The organism is Streptomyces himastatinicus ATCC 53653 (genome assembly GCF_000158915.1).
Taxonomy (GTDB): Bacteria; Actinomycetota; Actinomycetes; order Streptomycetales; family Streptomycetaceae; genus Streptomyces; species Streptomyces himastatinicus.
The window spans coordinates 1,666,823-1,682,784 of sequence record NZ_GG657754.1 but is presented as its reverse complement, the minus strand read 5'-3'; the positions used below and the strand labels follow the sequence as shown (position 1 = coordinate 1,682,784).

At 71.6% G+C, this 15,962-nt stretch carries 13 protein-coding genes and 2 pseudogenes; 5 read left to right on the top strand and 10 right to left on the bottom strand.

The features are described 5' to 3' along the window. Both SSOG_RS06520 and SSOG_RS06515 read right to left on the bottom strand, forming a co-directional pair. Positions 1-1,279: FAD-dependent oxidoreductase (locus tag SSOG_RS06520; RefSeq protein ID WP_039936726.1), on the bottom strand; the 1,279-nt coding region annotated here is incomplete at its 3' end. Between the two features lie 197 nt (positions 1,280-1,476). Then, complete coding sequence (locus tag SSOG_RS06515; RefSeq protein ID WP_009713420.1) at positions 1,477-2,148, bottom strand: DUF305 domain-containing protein; 672 nt, start codon at positions 2,146-2,148, stop codon at positions 1,477-1,479. 142 nt (positions 2,149-2,290) lie between these two features. Here SSOG_RS06515 and SSOG_RS06510 point away from each other — a divergent pair. After that, positions 2,291-3,773: pseudogene (locus SSOG_RS06510) on the top strand (LVIVD repeat-containing protein). Positions 3,774-3,789: 16 nt separating this feature from the next. Here the strand turns inward: SSOG_RS06510 and SSOG_RS06505 are convergent. Together SSOG_RS06505 and SSOG_RS06500 are read right to left on the bottom strand one after the other, a co-directional pair. Continuing rightward, positions 3,790-4,449, bottom strand: coding sequence for a TetR/AcrR family transcriptional regulator (locus SSOG_RS06505; protein WP_009713418.1), 660 nt, complete (start codon positions 4,447-4,449; stop codon positions 3,790-3,792). A gap of 205 nt (positions 4,450-4,654) precedes the next feature. Then, positions 4,655-5,533, bottom strand: coding sequence for a LysR family transcriptional regulator (locus tag SSOG_RS06500; RefSeq protein WP_039936725.1), 879 nt, complete (start codon positions 5,531-5,533; stop codon positions 4,655-4,657). Positions 5,534-5,602: 69 nt separating this feature from the next. On the opposite strand from SSOG_RS06500, the gene SSOG_RS06495 reads away from it, so the two are divergent. Together SSOG_RS06495 and rox are read left to right on the top strand one after the other, a co-directional pair. Continuing rightward, positions 5,603-6,523, top strand: coding sequence for an EamA family transporter (locus SSOG_RS06495; RefSeq protein WP_009713416.1), 921 nt, complete (start codon positions 5,603-5,605; stop codon positions 6,521-6,523). Positions 6,524-6,715: 192 nt separating this feature from the next. After that, complete coding sequence (gene rox, locus SSOG_RS06490; RefSeq protein WP_009713415.1) at positions 6,716-8,158, top strand: rifampin monooxygenase; 1,443 nt, start codon at positions 6,716-6,718, stop codon at positions 8,156-8,158. A gap of 27 nt (positions 8,159-8,185) precedes the next feature. On the opposite strand, the gene SSOG_RS06485 is transcribed toward rox, so the two are convergent. Beyond that, positions 8,186-9,073 (bottom strand): LysR family transcriptional regulator, encoded by an 888-nt coding sequence (locus SSOG_RS06485; protein ID WP_039936723.1) that lies wholly within the window; start codon positions 9,071-9,073, stop codon positions 8,186-8,188. 160 nt (positions 9,074-9,233) lie between these two features. Between SSOG_RS06485 and SSOG_RS06480 the strand changes: the two genes are divergently transcribed. Next, positions 9,234-9,638 carry a VOC family protein gene (locus tag SSOG_RS06480; protein WP_009713413.1) on the top strand — a complete coding sequence of 135 codons (405 nt, stop codon included), beginning with the start codon at positions 9,234-9,236 and terminating at the stop codon, positions 9,636-9,638. Here the strand turns inward: SSOG_RS06480 and SSOG_RS06475 are convergent. Next, positions 9,630-10,930 (bottom strand): annotated as a pseudogene (locus tag SSOG_RS06475) (phosphatase PAP2 family protein). The gene SSOG_RS06480 and the pseudogene SSOG_RS06475 sit on opposite strands and share 9 nt — an antisense overlap. Before the next feature lie 363 nt (positions 10,931-11,293). Next, positions 11,294-12,022: a TetR/AcrR family transcriptional regulator gene (locus tag SSOG_RS06470; protein WP_009713411.1), complete on the bottom strand. Its 729-nt coding sequence runs from the start codon at positions 12,020-12,022 to the stop codon at positions 11,294-11,296. A 56-nt stretch (positions 12,023-12,078) separates the two neighbouring features. On the opposite strand from SSOG_RS06470, the gene SSOG_RS06465 reads away from it, so the two are divergent. Further along, positions 12,079-13,587, top strand: a complete 1,509-nt coding sequence (locus SSOG_RS06465; protein WP_039936722.1) for an FAD-dependent monooxygenase — start codon at positions 12,079-12,081, stop codon at positions 13,585-13,587. On the opposite strand, the gene SSOG_RS06460 is transcribed toward SSOG_RS06465, so the two are convergent. The 3 genes from SSOG_RS06460 to SSOG_RS06450 form a co-directional block, all read right to left on the bottom strand. After that, positions 13,584-14,981 carry a pentapeptide repeat-containing protein gene (locus SSOG_RS06460; protein WP_154685899.1) on the bottom strand — a complete coding sequence of 466 codons (1,398 nt, stop codon included), beginning with the start codon at positions 14,979-14,981 and terminating at the stop codon, positions 13,584-13,586. The genes SSOG_RS06465 and SSOG_RS06460 overlap by 4 nt on opposite strands. A gap of 88 nt (positions 14,982-15,069) precedes the next feature. After that, positions 15,070-15,639, bottom strand: a complete 570-nt coding sequence (gene ssuE / locus SSOG_RS06455; RefSeq protein ID WP_009713408.1) for an NADPH-dependent FMN reductase — start codon at positions 15,637-15,639, stop codon at positions 15,070-15,072. 60 nt (positions 15,640-15,699) lie between these two features. After that, positions 15,700-15,962 (bottom strand): FAD-binding oxidoreductase (locus SSOG_RS06450; protein ID WP_039936721.1); only part of this gene is annotated, 263 nt, incomplete at its 5' end.

Genomic DNA, 15,962 nt, shown 5'->3' with positions numbered 1-15,962 from the left:
CCAGCGCTTCCCCGAGCGTCGCCTCCGCCGCCTCGATCCGCAGCCACCCCGTCCACTCGACCGGCTCCACCCCCGCCGCCCGCAGCGCCGCGAGGGGGTCCTCGGCCACCGGCCGCGCCGCCAGGACGTCCGCGTCGGCGAGCAGCGAGGCGACCGTCTCCTTGGCGCACGGACGGTTGGTGCCGATCACCCCGGTCGGCCCGCGCTTGATCCACCCCGCCACGTACTCACCGGGCGCGGGCACACCGCCGCGCAGCACCCGCCCCGCCGCGTTCGGCACGGTGCCCCGCCGCTCGTCGAACGGCAGCCCGGGCAGCGGTACGCCCCGGTAGCCCACCGACCGCAGCACCAGCTGCGCCTCGATGTCCTCGAAGACCCCCGTGCCCGCCACCCCGCCCTCCTCGTCCGGCGCGGTCCGCTCGAACCGTACGGCGCGCACCGCGCCCTCGCCGAGCAGCGCCGCGGGCCGCAGGAAGAAGCGCAGATGGATACGGCGCGGACGGCCCATGGGCTCGCGCCGCGCCCAGTCGCGCAGCACCTCGACGTTGCGCCGGTTGGCCGCGGGCAGCTCCGAGGGGTCGCCGTACGCCGGGTCCAGCGCCAGCTCCTCGGGGTGTACGAGCACATCGGCACCGGTCAGCGAACCCAGCTCGCGCAGCTCCTTGGTGGTGAACTTCGCCTGCGACGGACCGCGCCGCCCGACCACGTGCACATCGGCGACCCGGCTGTCGGCGAGCGCGCCGAGGGCGAGATGGGGTACGTCGGTGGGCCGCAGCTCCTCCGCCCCGCGGGCCAGGATGCGGGCCACGTCCACCGCGACATTGCCGACCCCGACGACGACGGCCGAGCGCGCGCCGAGCGCGAAGGCATCGCCGGGGGCGTCCGGATGGGCGCTGTACCAGGAGACGAACTCGGTGGCGGAGTAGCTGCCGGTCAGCTCCTCGCCGGGCACCCCGAGCCGCCGGTCGGTCGCCGCGCCCACGCAGTAGACCACCGCGTGGTACAGCCCGAGCAGCCGCTCGGGCACCAGCGGCGGGGGACCCACGTGCACATTGCCCAGGAAGCTGACCCGTGGGTGCTCCAGGACCGCGCGCAGGGTGTTCTGGAGCGACTTGATCTTCTCGTGGTCGGGCGCGACGCCGTAGCGCACCAGCCCGTACGGGCAGGGCAGCCGGTCCAGCACATGCACCGACACCTCGGGTACGGCCTGCTGCTGGACGAGCGCTTGGGCGGCGTAGACGCCGCTCGGCCCGGATCCCACGACGGCGACGCGAAGCACGGAGGAGCTCCTTCCGCAGGCTGTCTCCAGCATCGCACCCGGCGGGCGGCGGTGTGCGGTGTTACGCGCCGGGCGACGAGGACGAGTGACGGAAGGTGCTCCTGGTGTACGCGAGGCGTCTGCGCGAGCCGCTCACGAGGCCCGCTCAGGCGAGCCGCCGCGGCAGGCCGCCAGGGCGGCCTGCCGGAGCGAGCCGCTCACGCCACCCGCTGCATCCGGCGGATCTCGCTGCTCTGCTGCGCGATCACCTCGTTGGCCATCTCCTCCACCCGGACGTTGTTGCCCCGGCCCAGCACATCCGTCGCCATGGTGACCGCGCCCCGGTGGTGGGCGATCATCAGCTTGAGGAAGAGCGTGTCGAAGCCCGCGCCCTTGGCGTCGCGCAGCGCGTCCAGCTGCTTCGGCGTGGCCATGCCGGGCATGTCCGCCGTCCCGCCGTGGTGGTGCCCGCTCTCCGTAGCGCCGCCGGACGTCTGCTGCCAGCCGCGCATCGCGTCGATCTCCGGCCCCTGCGCCGCCGCGATGCGCTCGGCGATCCGTCTGACCTTGGCCGATCTCGCGCGGTCGGGGGCGAGGTCGGTCATGACCAGGGCCTGCCGATGGTGCTCGATCATCATGGCGACGTATGCGCGGTCGGCGGCGTTGGGGGAGTCGTCGTCGCCCGCCTTCGCCGCCTCCTGTGCCGACAGCGTCTCCGCCGCCTCGCCCGGCCGCCCCGGGGCGATCACCGCGGGCTTTCCGTCCTTCCCCTTCCCGGTGTCCTGCCTGCCGCCGTCCGGCTCACAGCCGGTGAGGGCGAGCATCACGGCGGCGGCCGTCACCGCGAACGCGAGGGATGCGGCGTGAAGCCTCGTACGCCGGTGCAACACCGTTGCCTCCAGGGGAAGTCGGGATTTTCTTTACGACTATGTTGCCGCCTGTTGTGGTGTACATGAGAGGCGCGATACTGCCCAGGTCGTCCAATGAACCGTTCAACTCCGAACGGGCATCAGGGACGTAAGGGAGGACGCAGTGAAGCCGTGGGAAAGATCCCCGCAGCGGCGCAGATACCTCGGTGCGGCCGTGGCCGCGTTTGGGCTGGTGGCCTCGTTGCTGGCGGCGAGCCCCGCGGTCGCGACACCGGATCCCGGTGACGCGCCGCACAGCGAGCGGATGACGAAGGATCAGGCATCCGACACCAGGGCCGCCATCGAGAACGGCGAGATCCCCGGGGTGGACGAGATCGTTCACAGCGACAACGTCAGTCACCTCACCAACATCCCCAAGCAGGACCTCAAGGGAACCAATTCGGACCTCGCTTTCCAGGGCAAGTACGCTTTCGCGGGCAACTACGACGGCTTCGTCATCTACGACATCAGCCGCCCGAAGCGCCCGGAGGTCGTCAGCCAGGTGCTCTGCCCCGGTGCGCAGAACGACGTATCGGTCTCCGGGAACCTGCTCTTCCTGTCCACCGACTCCTCGCGCAGCGACAACTCCTGCAACAGCACCACGCAGCCCGCCACCGAGAAGTCCTCCTGGGAGGGCATGAAGGTCTTCGACATCAGCGACAAGCGCAACCCGCGCTACGTCGCCGCCGTCGAGACCTCATGCGGTTCGCACACCCACACCCTGGCGCCCGACCGCAAGAACGTCTACGTCTACGTCTCCTCGTACTACCCGAGCGAGACGTTCCCGGACTGCCAGCCCCCGCACGACGGCATCTCCGTCATCAAGGTGCCGCGCAAGGCGCCCGAGAAGGCCGCGGTCGTCGACTTCCCCGTCCTCTTCCCGGACGGCGGCAACCCCGGCGGTCCCGACAACCCGGGCGTCAGCCAGACCACCGGCTGCCATGACCTCACCACGTTCCCCGAGCTGAAGCTGGCGGCGGGCGCGTGCATGGGCGACGGCATCCTGCTCGACATCGCCGACCCCGCGAAGCCGCGGGTCATCGACCGGGTCGAGGACAACGTCAACTTCGCCTTCTGGCATTCGGCGACCTTCAACGAGCGTGGAAACAAGGTCGTGTTCACCGATGAGCTGGGCGGCGGCGGGAGCGCGACCTGCAACGAGGAGACCGGCCCGACGCGCGGCGCCGACGGCATCTACGACATCGTCGGCAAGGGCGACAAGCGGAAGCTGAAGTTCCGTAGCTACTACAAGATTCCGCGCCACCAGGCCGCCCACCGAGAACTGCGTCGCCCACAACGGTTCGCTGATCCCCGCCAAGGGCCGCGACATCATGGTCCAGGCGTGGTACCAGGGCGGCGTGTCCATCTGGGACTTCACCGACTCCAACCACCCCAAGGAGATCGGCTACTTCGAACGCGGTCCGATCTCGGCCGACAAGCTGGCCTCCGGAGGCTCTTGGTCCGCGTACTACTACAACGGCCACATCTACTCGAACGACATCACCAAGGGCTTCGACGTCCTGAAGATCGACGACCGGCGCACGGACAGCGCCCGGTCGGTGCGGCTGCGCGAGCTGAACGTCCAGACGCAGCCGGACTACCGCTGACGGCCCGCCTGAGCGCTCAGGCCGTCTGACCCTTCTCCGGCCGCTCGTTGGCCGGAACCCCGCCGGGCGGGTCCCCGCCCGGCGGGACCCCCAGCTCCCAGTCCAGCCCATAGCGCTGGAACAGCTCCGTCCGCAGCCGCTCCGGCTCCATCGGCGCCCCCGGCAGCAGCACCGCGACCACCGCGCCCATCAGCAGCGCGCGCAGCAGCCGGTAGTCGGCCTCAGGGTCCCGGGAGCCGTAGCGGGTCACCGTGTCGCGCAGCAGGGCGGCCAGCCGCTGCTGCTCCGGGCACTGGATGAACCCCTCCGCGGTGAGGATCCCCGCCATATGCGTACGCATCAGCCGCGGTTGGTCCCGGGCGAGCCCCAGGATCGCGTCGATCGCGCGCGCCAGCAGTTCGCGCCCCGCGCCCACGCCCTCCGGACGCGGCTCGCGCTCCAGGGCCCTGGCCAGTTCCCTGTGCATCAACCGGTGCACGGCGGTCTGGAGCAGCTGTCGCTTGCCCGGGAAGTAGTACGAAACCAGCCCGCGGGCGGCCCCCGCCCGGTCGGCGATGTCGGCGAGCGTCGTCGCCTCGTAGCCGCGCTCACCGACCAGTTCCACCGTCGCTTGCAGCAGACGGGCCTGGGACCGGCGGCGCAACTCCTCATTGACCGACGGGCTGCGGGGGGACAAGCTATAACTCCTGCGTTGGTTGGCTGCGAGCCAATATACTCAGGCGGCAGGATGCCGTCCGGCGATCTTTCGAGGATGGCTTGTAACCTCCGCCGGTTCGGGCGACGCGGGGGATCGTCCGAACCGGCGGATCCGTCTCCGTACATCGTCGTCGCCGTCGAGGACTTGGACGGCGTCCTCGCCCGCGACTACGGCCCGGGCGCCGTCACCTGGTGGGGCGCCCCGCCCCGTCGGCCGCGATGACCTGGTGGACGAGCGCCACCAGGTTCGGGATGGCCGGGTGCCCCAGCCCCTCGCGCCAGGCCAGGACGACGGGAATGGCCGGTGCGTCCGCGAGCGGGCGGAAGACCAGCGAGGGGTGGGTGTGATGGCTCGGGGTGGCCGAGGTGGAGATGCCCACGGCGCGGCCCGCCGCGATGGCGATGAGCCACTCGTCGGTGTTGGTCACCTCGATGGCCGCGACGGGGCGGGCCGTCGGCGGCCACATGTCCATCGTCGTGGTGCCGGAGACGGTGTTGAGGGCGATCGGATGGGCGGCGAGGTCCGCCAGGGTGACCCGGGGGAGCGTCGCCAGCGGGCTGTCCGCGGGCATGACCACCACCCGCTCCTCGGACATCAGCAACTCCGTACGGAGCCCGGCCGCGGTGACCTCGCCGCGCAGCAGGGCCGCGTCGACCTTCCCCTGGGTGAGGCCCGCCGTGCGGTCGTCGATCCGGAGCAGCTCCAGCGGAGTGCCGGGGTGGGTCTCGTCCCAGCGGCGCAGCAATGGGATGGTGTGGTCGCCGAGCGCCGCCCAGGGGTGGCCCAGCCGCAGCGGCCAGCTCTTCAGGCCCCGGGGGTCGAGTGCGGTCTCGACGGCGGACAGGGCGGCGAGGGCCTTGTCGCGGAACGTACGGCCCTCCGCGGTCAGCTGGAGGTGATGGGTCGAGCGGTCGACGAGACGGGTGCCGAAGTGTTCCTCGATCTGGCGCAGCGTACGCGAGAGCGCGGGCTGGCTCAGATGGAGACGGGCGGCGGCACGGGTGACGTTGCCCTCCTCGGCGATGGCGAGGAAGGCGCGCAGGTGCCGCAGCTCGATGGTCATGTCCGAGAAGCATAACCGCAGGCAATCGCGCATTTCACAGGACGTGGGCCGGGTTCCTAGCGTGAGGGCATGACATCCCCGGCGCACAGCTCCTCCGCTACGCCCACCTCTTCCGCGACGACCACCGGCCCCGTCCTCCTCCGCCACACCCCCGGCCGTGGCACGCTCGGCGGCGTCGGCCTGGTCCTCATCGGCACCGTGTCCGTGCAGTTCGGGTCGGCGTGCGCCGCGCTGCTGTTCCCCCGGGCCGGGGCGCTCGGCACGGTCGCGCTGCGGATCACGATCGCCGCGTTGCTGCTGCTGGTCATCACCCGGCCCCGGCTGCGCGGATACACGCGCACCGACTGGGCGGTGGCCGGCGGCTTCGGCCTGGCCCTGGGCGGCATGAACATCCTCTTCTACCAGGCGATCGACCGCCTCCCGCTGGGGGCGGCGGTCACCATCGAGGTGCTGGGCCCGCTGCTGCTGTCGGTCGTCGCCTCGCGCCGCGCCACCAGCCTGCTGTGGGCCGGTCTCGCCCTGGCCGGGGTGTACCTGCTGGGCCGCGGCGGCTTCGGGCAGCTCGACGCCGCGGGCGTGGCCTTCGCGCTCGGCGCCGGGGTGATGTGGGCGGCGTACATCGTCCTCAACGCCCGCGCCGGCGCCCGCTTCCCGCGCCTGGACGGCCTGACGATCGCCATGTCCGTCGCCGCGCTGGTCAGCCTGCCGCTGGGCGTCGGGGCATCGGGCGGCGCCCTGCTGGAACCGGCCGCGCTCGGCCTGGGCCTGGCGATCGCGGTGATGAGTTCGGGTGTGCCCTACGCCCTGGAGCTGCTCGCCCTGCGACGGCTGCCCGCGGCGACCTTCGCGGTCCTGACGAGCCTGGCCCCGGCCGTCGCCGCCGCGGCGGGCTATCTGGTGCTGGACCAGGGGCTGTCGCTGCCGCAGTGCGCCGCGATCGCGATGGTGGTCGCGGCGAGCGCGGGTGCGGTGCGCACGGGCCACCGCTGAGGCGTCAACGGAGACGGCAACGGAGACGGCAACCGAGACGGCAAGGAGGCGGCAAAACGAAAGGCAAGGAGGTCTTTCGCTCTCCTTGCCACTCTCAACATATAGCGCACCAGGGGCCTTGCGGCAAGGCCCCGGCCGTGCCGCAGAATAGCCCGCCCAGGGCCGGGACCTGGGGAAATGGGTGGGGTTTTCATGATTGACGTGATCGTGGTCGGCGGCGGACCGACCGGGTTGATGCTGGCCACCGAGTTGCGGCTGCACGGCGTGCACGTGGTCGTGCTGGAGAGGCTGACCGAGCCGACCCGGCAGTCCCGCGGGCGCGGCCTGCACGCACGCAGCGTCGAGCTGATGGACCAGCGCGGCCTGCTGGACCGGTTCCTCGCGGTCAGCGAGAGGTTCCAGGCCGGTGGTCTCTTCGGCGGCATCGCCAAACCGTGGCCGGACCGGCTGGACACGGCGCATCCGTACGGCCTGGCCATCTCGCAGCCGCTCACCGAGCGGCTGCTCACCGAGCGCGCCCTCGAAGCCGGCGCCGAGATCCGGCGCGGCTGCGAGGTGGTCGGGCTGAGCCAGTCAGCGGACGACGACGGGGTGACCGTCGAGCTGGCGGACGGCACGCGTCTGCGCTCGCGCTACCTCGTCGGCTGCGACGGCGGCCGCAGTCTGGTGCGCAAGCGTCTCGGCGTCGGCTTTCCCGGCGAGCCCGCCACGGTCGAGACGCTGCTGGGGGACATGGAGGCGACCGAGGACCCGGCGACGATCGCCGCCGTCGTCGAGGAAGTCCGCACGACCCAGCTGCGGTTCGGCGTCACCGCCGACGTGGACGGGAACGAAGGGCTGTACCGCATCGTCGTGCCCGCCGACGGCGTGTCGGAGGACCGTACGTCCGAGCCGACCCTGGAGGAGTTCCGTCAGCAGCTGCGGGCCACTGCGGGCACCGACTTCGGCGTGCACTCGCCGCGCTGGCTGTCCCGGTTCGGCGACGCCACCCGGCAGGCCGAGCGCTACCGGGTCGGCCGGGTGCTGCTGGCGGGCGACGCGGCGCACATCCACCCGCCGACCGGCGGGCAGGGGCTCAACCTCGGCGTCCAGGACGCGTTCAACCTCGGCTGGAAGCTGGCCGCCGCGGTGAACGGCTGGGCGCCGGACGGGCTGCTGGACACCTACCACGCCGAACGGCATCCGGTGGGCGCCGCCGTACTGGACAACACCCGCGCGCAGATCACCCTGCTGGGGACCGATCCGGGCGCGACCGCGCTGCGCGAGCTGTTCTCGAAGCTGATGGACTTCGAGGAGGTGAACCGGTACGTGACCGGGATCATCACCGCGGTCGACGTCCGCTACGACCTGGGCGAGGGCCATGAACTGCTCGGCCGGAGGCTGCGGAACGTGGCGCTGAAGCGGGGACGCCTCTACGAGCTGATGCACGGCGGCCGCGGGCTGCTGCTCGACCAGACCGGACGGCTCTCGGTGGCGGGCTGGGCGGACCGGATCGACCACGTCGTGGACGTCAGCGAGGAACTGGACGCGCCCGCGGTGCTGGTGCGGCCGGACGGCCATGTGGCATGGGTCGGCGAGGACCAGCGGGATCTCCTCGGCCACCTGCCCCGGTGGTTCGGCGCGGCCGTCGGCTGACCGCGCGGAGAAGCCGGGGCGGGGGCGTCATGCGCCCCCGTCCCGCTCACCGACGCCCAGCAGGTCGAGGAAGGCGGACGCGGCGGGAGAGGGGGCGAACCGGCTCCAGGCGAGGCGCTCCACCCGTACCGGCCCGTTGATGACCGGCACGCTCCGCAGGCCGGGCAGATCGGCGGCGAACGCCGCGGGCAGCAGGGCGATGCCCAGGCCGTGGCGGACCATCCGGGCCATGAGTTCGACGCCGGACACCTCGAAGGCGACCTCGCGCCGCAGACCGGCCGCCGCGAACGCCTCGTCCGACTGGGCGCGGGCGGCGCTGCCGTCGGCGAAGTCCACGAACACTTCCTCGGCCAGGCGGGGGAGGTCCACCTCGTCCTCCGCCGCCAGCGGATGGCCCGGGGCGACCACGGCGACGTGCTGCCCCTGGGCGAGTTCCCGGTCGCGGACGCCCCGCGGCCGGAACCCGGGCTGTACGCCGAGGAACGCCGCGTCCAGCCTGCCGTCGCGCACCTGCTCGACGAGCCGCTCGCTGGAGTCGACCCGCAGGCTGATCCGCACCTGGGGGTAGCGCAGACGGTAGTCCCGCAGCGCCGCCGGGAGATCGACGGCGGCCACGGTGGAGATCGATCCGACGGCCAGCTTGCCCCGTATCTCGCCGGTGGCCGCCGCCACCTCCGCCCGGGCCCGATCGGCCGCCTCCAGGGCCTGGCGGGCGGCGGGCAGGAACGCCTCTCCGGCGGTGGTCAGCCGCACCCGGCGGCTGGTCCGCTCGAACAGCCGGGCGCCCAGTTCCTTTTCCAGCCGGGCCACTTGGTGGCTCAGCGCGGACTGGACGATATGGCAGCGCTCGGCGGCGCGGGTGAAGCTCGCGGTCTCCGCCACCGCGAGGACGTAACGCATCTGCTGGAGGTCCATCGATCCATCGTGAAACACGATGGATCAGATGACAAACATGTGTTGGACCGATGGATTCCGCTCAGCGATGCTGAAGTCGACGGCGGGGCGCAGCAGTCGACGCGCCCCGTCGTACGTAACCCACCGGCGCCCCGGCGCCCCCTGACCCGCGGAGACTCCCATGCGCGTGATCGCCTTCGACCACCTCGTCCTGAACGTCGCCGACGTCGAGCGTTCGCTCGCCTTCTACACCGGTCCGCTGGGGCTGGAACCGGTGCGGGCAGAGGAGTGGCGGGCAGGCGAGGTCTCCTTCCCGTCCGTACGGGTGAGCCCCACGACCATCATCGACCTCATCGAGGCGCCCGACGGGACGTCCGACGGGCGGCCGGAGGGCTCCAACGTCGACCACATCTGTCTGGTGGTCGAGCCGCTCGACTGGCAGCAGGTCATCGATTCCGGCGTCTTCACGGTGCTGGACGGCCCCGGCGAGCGCTTCGGTGCCCGGGGCACCGCGCTCTCCCTCTATGTGCGGGACCCGGACGGCAACACCGTGGAACTGCGCTGGTACCCGCAGGACTCACGCTAGTTCGGGCTGCGGTTCCGGCTGTGGCACCGGTGGCGCTTTCGGGTTCCCACAGCTGGGTGGTCCGTACGTATCCCTGGATCACCGAGGCCATCGCCAGAATGAGGAGCGGTCCGAACACCCACGGGATGCCTGGCCATCTCCATCGGCAGATAGCGATACGCCACCAAGAGCGCGGGCAAGACCGTTGTGCCGTAGGCGACCAACTGGATTCCCGACCGGTCCCAGCCGCGTGCGAACGAGCGCAGCGCCGCCTCGATCGTGAGCGCGAACACCACACCGGCAATGAGGTCCACGCCGTAGTGGTAGCCGAATCCCAGGGTCGCGCTGAGCGTGGCGACGAGCCAGAAGGTGCCCGCGAATCGCAGAATCCGTGGGCCCTTGCGGGAATGGATGAAGATCGCGGTGGCCCATGCCGTATGCAGGCTGGGCATGCAGTTGCGGGGGGTGACGTTGTCGTACAGCACCGGGTGCGGGGGGTTGATCGGCGGTGGCGTGTGCGGCCACAGGGTGGCAATCGCCCAGTGCTCGCCGCCGGTGCCGAAAGCGCCGGTGCCGTAGGCGAAGACCGGTCCGACCACCGGGAAGATCATGTAGATGGCCGGTCCGAGGAGGCCGATGGCCAGAAAGGTGCGCACCAGGTGGTGGCTCGGGAAGCGGCGCTCGGCCGCCACGTTGCGCATCTGGTACAGCGTGACGATGACCGCGGCCACCGGTAGCTGGATGTAGACGTAGTCGAGAAGGTGGGTCCCGATCGGACCGGTGGCCTTGAGAGCCCGGCCCACCAGCCACGAGGGGTTGCCCAGCGCGTGGTCGGCGGTCGCCAGGTACTGGTCGAGCACCGCCGGGCGGGACTTCGCCGTGATGAGCAGCCAGGTGTCGCCGGTCTTGCGCCCGGCCACCAGCAGCAGGCCAAGACCGACGCCCTTCAGCAGCAGGGCGCGCTCCCGGCCCGTGCGGGTGGTGAGGGCTATGACCGCGCAGCCCAGCATCACCCACAGTGCGCCATTGCCGAAGGGATGGCCCTCGGTCACCTTCGCGCCGACCGCCCACCGCACCAGGAAGAAGACGACGTCGATGCCGATCGCGGCACCGGTCGCGATGAACCGTTCCCGCCAGGTGAGCACCACCATCATCAACGCCATACCGGCGTACAGCAGAAATCCTGATTTGGGGGCGATTATCACCTCTTGTGCCTGGCTGGTGAGCGGCCCCGGCAGGCCGTAGTGGCGTGCGGTGATCTCCAGCCCGATGAGGAATCCGAGGGTTGCCACACCTGCTGTAACCCACAGGATCGCCCGTGGCCGGCGCCACGCGGCGAAACCGTTTTTGCTGCCTATTCGCGAAAACACCCGCGATGCTTTAGGTATCAATTAATCGGCCGATTTGTTCGTCGTTGGTTTCCTCTTCGCGCCGGTGGCATGGTTTGGCGGGCGATGAGGGTACTCGTCGTGAGTTCGATCATGTTATCGGAGCGGTGCGGGTGTGTATTCGCTCTGTCGTTGGGCGTTTTGAAATCCGCTGCCGATCGCATCATCGACGATCACTTTGTGGTCATCACTGATGACGCTCCACCTTCGCAGACGGTTCCGATCGCTGCGAAAGAAATAATGTGCCAAGCGCGTGCCCGGGGAGTTTCAGGAGGTGGGGCGCCGTGCCTACGGGGGTGTGAGGCCGCCGATCATCAGGGTGAGGGTGAAGTCGAACCGGTCATGGCCCTCGCCCGCGGTGAGTTCGGCGGCGTGGCGGGTGGTGTGGGGGAAGGTCCCGGCGGGCAGGGCGGTGAACCGGCGGAGCAGTTCGGTGCGGTCGACGACCCACACCGCGTCGTCATGCGCTGATCGTTGGCGCACGATCGACGCCTCGAGGCAGTAGGCGGCCACGTACAGCAAGAGGGCATCGATGGCCCACGCGGCGGACTGCGGGGCGACGCCGCCGGAGAGCAGGATCGCCAGCATGCCTTCGCTGACGCGCAGGGTCTCGACGTTGGTGGGGGCCATGGCGAGCGCGGCGCGGGAGATGCCGGGGTACTTCAGGTACTGGTCGCGGATCTGCGCGCACACCCCGCGGATCTGCTCCCGCCAGGCCGCCGGGTCGGGCTCGGGCAGGACCAGCTCGGCGCACAGCCGCCCGATGAGCAGCTCGTCGAGGTCGGCCTTGTTGACCACATGGGCGTAGAGCGAGGCGGGTCCGGTGTCGAGCACCCCGGCCAGCCGTCGCATGGTCAGTGCCTCGTAGCCCTCCATGGCGATGACGTCCAGCGCGGTGTCGACGACCTGTTCCACGGTGATCGGGGCCTTGCGCCGCCGCGGCTTGGGGTCGGCGTCGGCGTCGGCCTCGGCGTTCGGTGGCTGGTGGCGCGCCGCGCGTCGCTCTCTGGGGTTCACCCGGCCACCCTACCTTGACACGAACAGCGTTCGTAAATAGAACACTGTTCGTGACGATGAATGTGAACCAGGACGCCGACGTGACCGTGGTCGGAGCCGGGCCGGTGGGCCTCGTGCTCGCCGCGGAGCTGGCGCTCGCCGGGGCGACGGTGCAGGTGCTCGAGCGACGGGCCGAGCCGGACCAGGCGATGAAGGCGGGGGCGATCAACGTGCCGACGGCCGAGGCACTCGACCGCCGCGGTCTGCTGCCCGCCGCCGAACAGGTGCAGCGAGAGCTGCTCTCACCGCCCGATGATGGTCGGCCCGCCAGGTTCACCGGCCATTTCGCGGGGATGGTCCTCGATCCCGACCGCGTGGACTGGTCCGATGCCGACCTCGCCGGGCACACCGCGGTCGACGGGGCGAGGTTGGTGCCGCAGCGTGAGCTGGAGGCGCTGCTGGCAGGCCATGTCGCGCGCCTCGGCATACCGGTGCGCCGCGGGGTGGAGGTCACCGCGCTCGAAGACACCGGCGACGGCGTGCTCGTCGGCACCACTGCCGGCCCGGTGCGCACCGGGTGGCTGGTCGGATGCGACGGCGGGCGCAGCACCGTACGCCGCCTCGCGGGCATCGACTTCCCCGGCACCGACCCCGAACTCACCGGAATCCTGGCGGTCGCCGACGTCGCCGACCCCTCGGTGCTCGGAAGCGGATGGGCGTGGTCGACCCGGGGCGCGTACCGGTACGGGCCGCAGCCCGGGCGGGTGGTCACCGTGGAGTTCGACGGCCCTCCCGCCGACCGTTCTGCGCCGGTCACCCTCGAGGAGGTGCAGACCAGTCTGCGCCGGGTCTCGGGTACCGACGTCACGCTGACCGCGCTGCGCGCCGCCGCGACCCGCTGGACCGACAACGCCCGCCAGGCCGCGGCCTATCGTTCGGGGCGGGTGCTGCTGGCCGGGGACGCGGCGCACGTACACTCGCCGTTCGGCGGTCAGGGGCTCAGCCTCGGGGTCGGCGACGCGATGAACCTCGGCTGGAAGCTCGGTGCCGTGGTCGCCGGGTGGGCCCCCGACGGGCTGCTCGACACCTACGACGCCGAGCGCCGTCCCCTTGGCGCCTGGGTGCTGGACTGGACGCGGGCCCAGACCGGGGTGATGCGCGGGGACGCCAAGTCGGCCGCGCTCCGGGAGGTCGTCGGCGACTTGCTGAGTACGCGAGAGGGCGCGACCTACGCGGTCAAGAAGATCTCCGGCGTCACGCAGCGCGTCGACCTGCCCGGCGACCATCCGCTGATCGGCCGGTTCGTCCCCGACCTATGTCTCGGCGACGGCTCGCGTCTGGTCGACCACGGCCACGGCGGCGGGTTCCTGCTGCTCGACCGCACTCCTGACGGTGCGTTCGCCCGTCGCGCCGCCGCCTGGGACGGGCGCGTGAGCAGCGTGACCGACGACCAGGCCACACCGACCGGGGTGCTGGTACGCCCGGACGGGGTGGTCGCGTGGGCCGCCGACACCGCCGCCGTCACCGGCCTCGAAGCCGCCCTGCACCGGTGGGCGGGCGCGCCGTTGACCTGCGGTCGAAGCTAGCGCTGCACCGCGGGGCCCGTCTCGATGGCGTTGCGCCGGAAGGCCAGTACCTCCTCGCCTTTCGCGCCGCGTTTGCCGCGGGCCGTCGGCGGGGTGAAGGTGACGGAGACGGTGGTGACGTTCCATCCGGTTCCCCACGTCGCGACGGTGGCGATGCGGCCGGTGACCCGGGGGTCGTCGGCGATCTCGGACGGCAGCCGCGTGGTCGGGGTGGGGCAGGCCGCCGCCACCTGCTCTGCCGTGAGGAGTCCGGCCTCCCGCAGGTCCGCGCCGTCGAGCCAGGTATCGGTGAGGACGGCGGCGTACAGGGTGGCACCGGTCAGATCCGCGTCGAGGCAGGCGCGGGTGAGGTCCGCTTCCACGAGGCGGGCTTCGCTGAGGTTCGCGCGCTGGACCTGGGCGTCGGTGAGGTTCGCGGCGTCGAGATGTGCCCCGGTGAGGTCGGTGCGGACCAGCTGGGCGCGGGTGAGGTCGGCCTCGTCGAGCCGGGCACCGGTGAGGTTCGCGTGGTTGAGCCAGGCCCTGGCGAGGTCGGCCCGCTCGAGTGTGGCGTACGAGAGGTCCGCGCGGTCGAGCTGCGCGTAGGTGAGGTCGGCGCCGTCCAGTTCGGCGCGGGTGAGGTCGGCGCCCTGGAGGCAGGTGGCGGTCAGTTTCGCTCCTGCCAGCCGGGCGCCGGTGAGGTCCGTATCGACGAGCCGCGCACCGGCGAGGTCCGCGCCGTCCAACTCCGCGTACGACAGGTCGAGTTCGCTCAGGTCGATCGTGTGGTGGGGGAGGGCGCGGAGGCGGGACGCCGGACGGGTCAGCGCCGTCAGGGCGGCTTGTACGTCGGCATCGGGCGCCCCGTGCAGCCTCGCCCGGGCGAGAGTTCGGGGTGGCCTCTCGTTGAGAGCGTTGCGCAGCGCGGCTGCGCCCCGTGCGTCGTGGGCGCCCCGCGTCGTGGGGCGCCGGGCGCGCGGAGCGCGGTCGCGGACGAAGGCGCCCAGGACATGGGCGGCGTGGGTGGACTGCTCGGGCCAGTCCCGCACGAACTCCTCCAGCACGAGGATCCCGCCGAGGCGCACATGCAGATCCGGCGCCCCGAGCCGTTCGAGGGCCTTGGAGAAACGGTCGGTGACCTGGCCGCGGCGGGAGAGGCGGTAGGTGAACGCGGTGAGGACGAGCGCCGTACCCGCGCCGAGGAACGCCGCGGTCTGGACGACGGCCAGCCGGAACTGTCCGAGCGCCGCCGACCGGGCGGCGCCGTCCATCCGCGGCCAGTCCGGGCCCCAGGCCCACTCCGCCACCCACCGGCCCACGGGGGTGAACACCAGCGTCAGCGCCCCGCCCACCACCAACGCACCGGCCGCCGCGGTCCACGCCGCCCCCGGCGGCCACTGTCGAAACGCTCGCATGCCCCTACTGTGGCGGTGACCGCCGAGGACCGTGGGCCTGATCGTGCGGTTCAGAGCTTTTCCAGAGCTACCGGCCGCCGTTCGTACGTCACGCGGCGACGGCGTCAGCCTCGGCATCGCCGGTACCCGGGCCGCTCAGCACCGCCGAGAACTGGTCGACGACCCGTTCGAGCCCTTCCCGCGCGGCGGCGTCCACCACCACACTCCCGTCCTCCCGCGCCTCGATGTGCTTGTCCAGTACGAACCAGCCCGGCGTGATGTGTGCCGCGCCCATGGAGGCGAGCACCGGGCGCAGCCCGTAGTCGATGGCCAGCACATGCGCGGTGCTGCCGCCGGTGGCCAGGGGCAGCACGGTCTTGCCCTCCAGCGCGTACTGCGGCAGCAGGTCGAGCAGTGCCTTCAGCAGCCCCGAGTACGCGGCCTTGTAGACCGGGGTGCCGATGACGACGGCGTCGGCCCGTGCGACGAGCTGGGTGGCGCGGACGATCTCCGGATGCCCGAAGTCCGCGTGCAGCAGGGCCTCGGCGGGGAGCGTGCGGACGTCCAGAGGGATCACCTGGTGGCCCTGTGCGGCGAGCCGGGCGTCCAGTCCGCGCAGGAGGCGGGCGGTGCGGGAGGTGGCGGAGGGGCTTCCGGAGACGGACAGGACGGTGGACATGGAGGGTCACCTCGAAATCGTCGGTACGGGCGAGCCGGTGGAAAAAGGCTCCAAGGAACGTCAGAGCGCCTTGCCCGGGTTGAGGATGCCGTGCGGATCGAAGGCCGCCTTGATGCGGCGCTGGAGCCGGTGCTGGTCCGGTCCGAGTTCGTCGGCGAGCCATCGTCGTTTGAGGGTGCCCACGCCGTGTTCGCCGGTGAGGGTGCCGCCGAGGCGGAGGGCGGCGCCGAAGATGTCGCCCGCGGCCTGCCAGGCGGCGTCCGGGATGCCGGGGAGGTCCGGGTCGAGGACGAGAATGGGGTGGAGGTTGCCGTCGGCGGCAT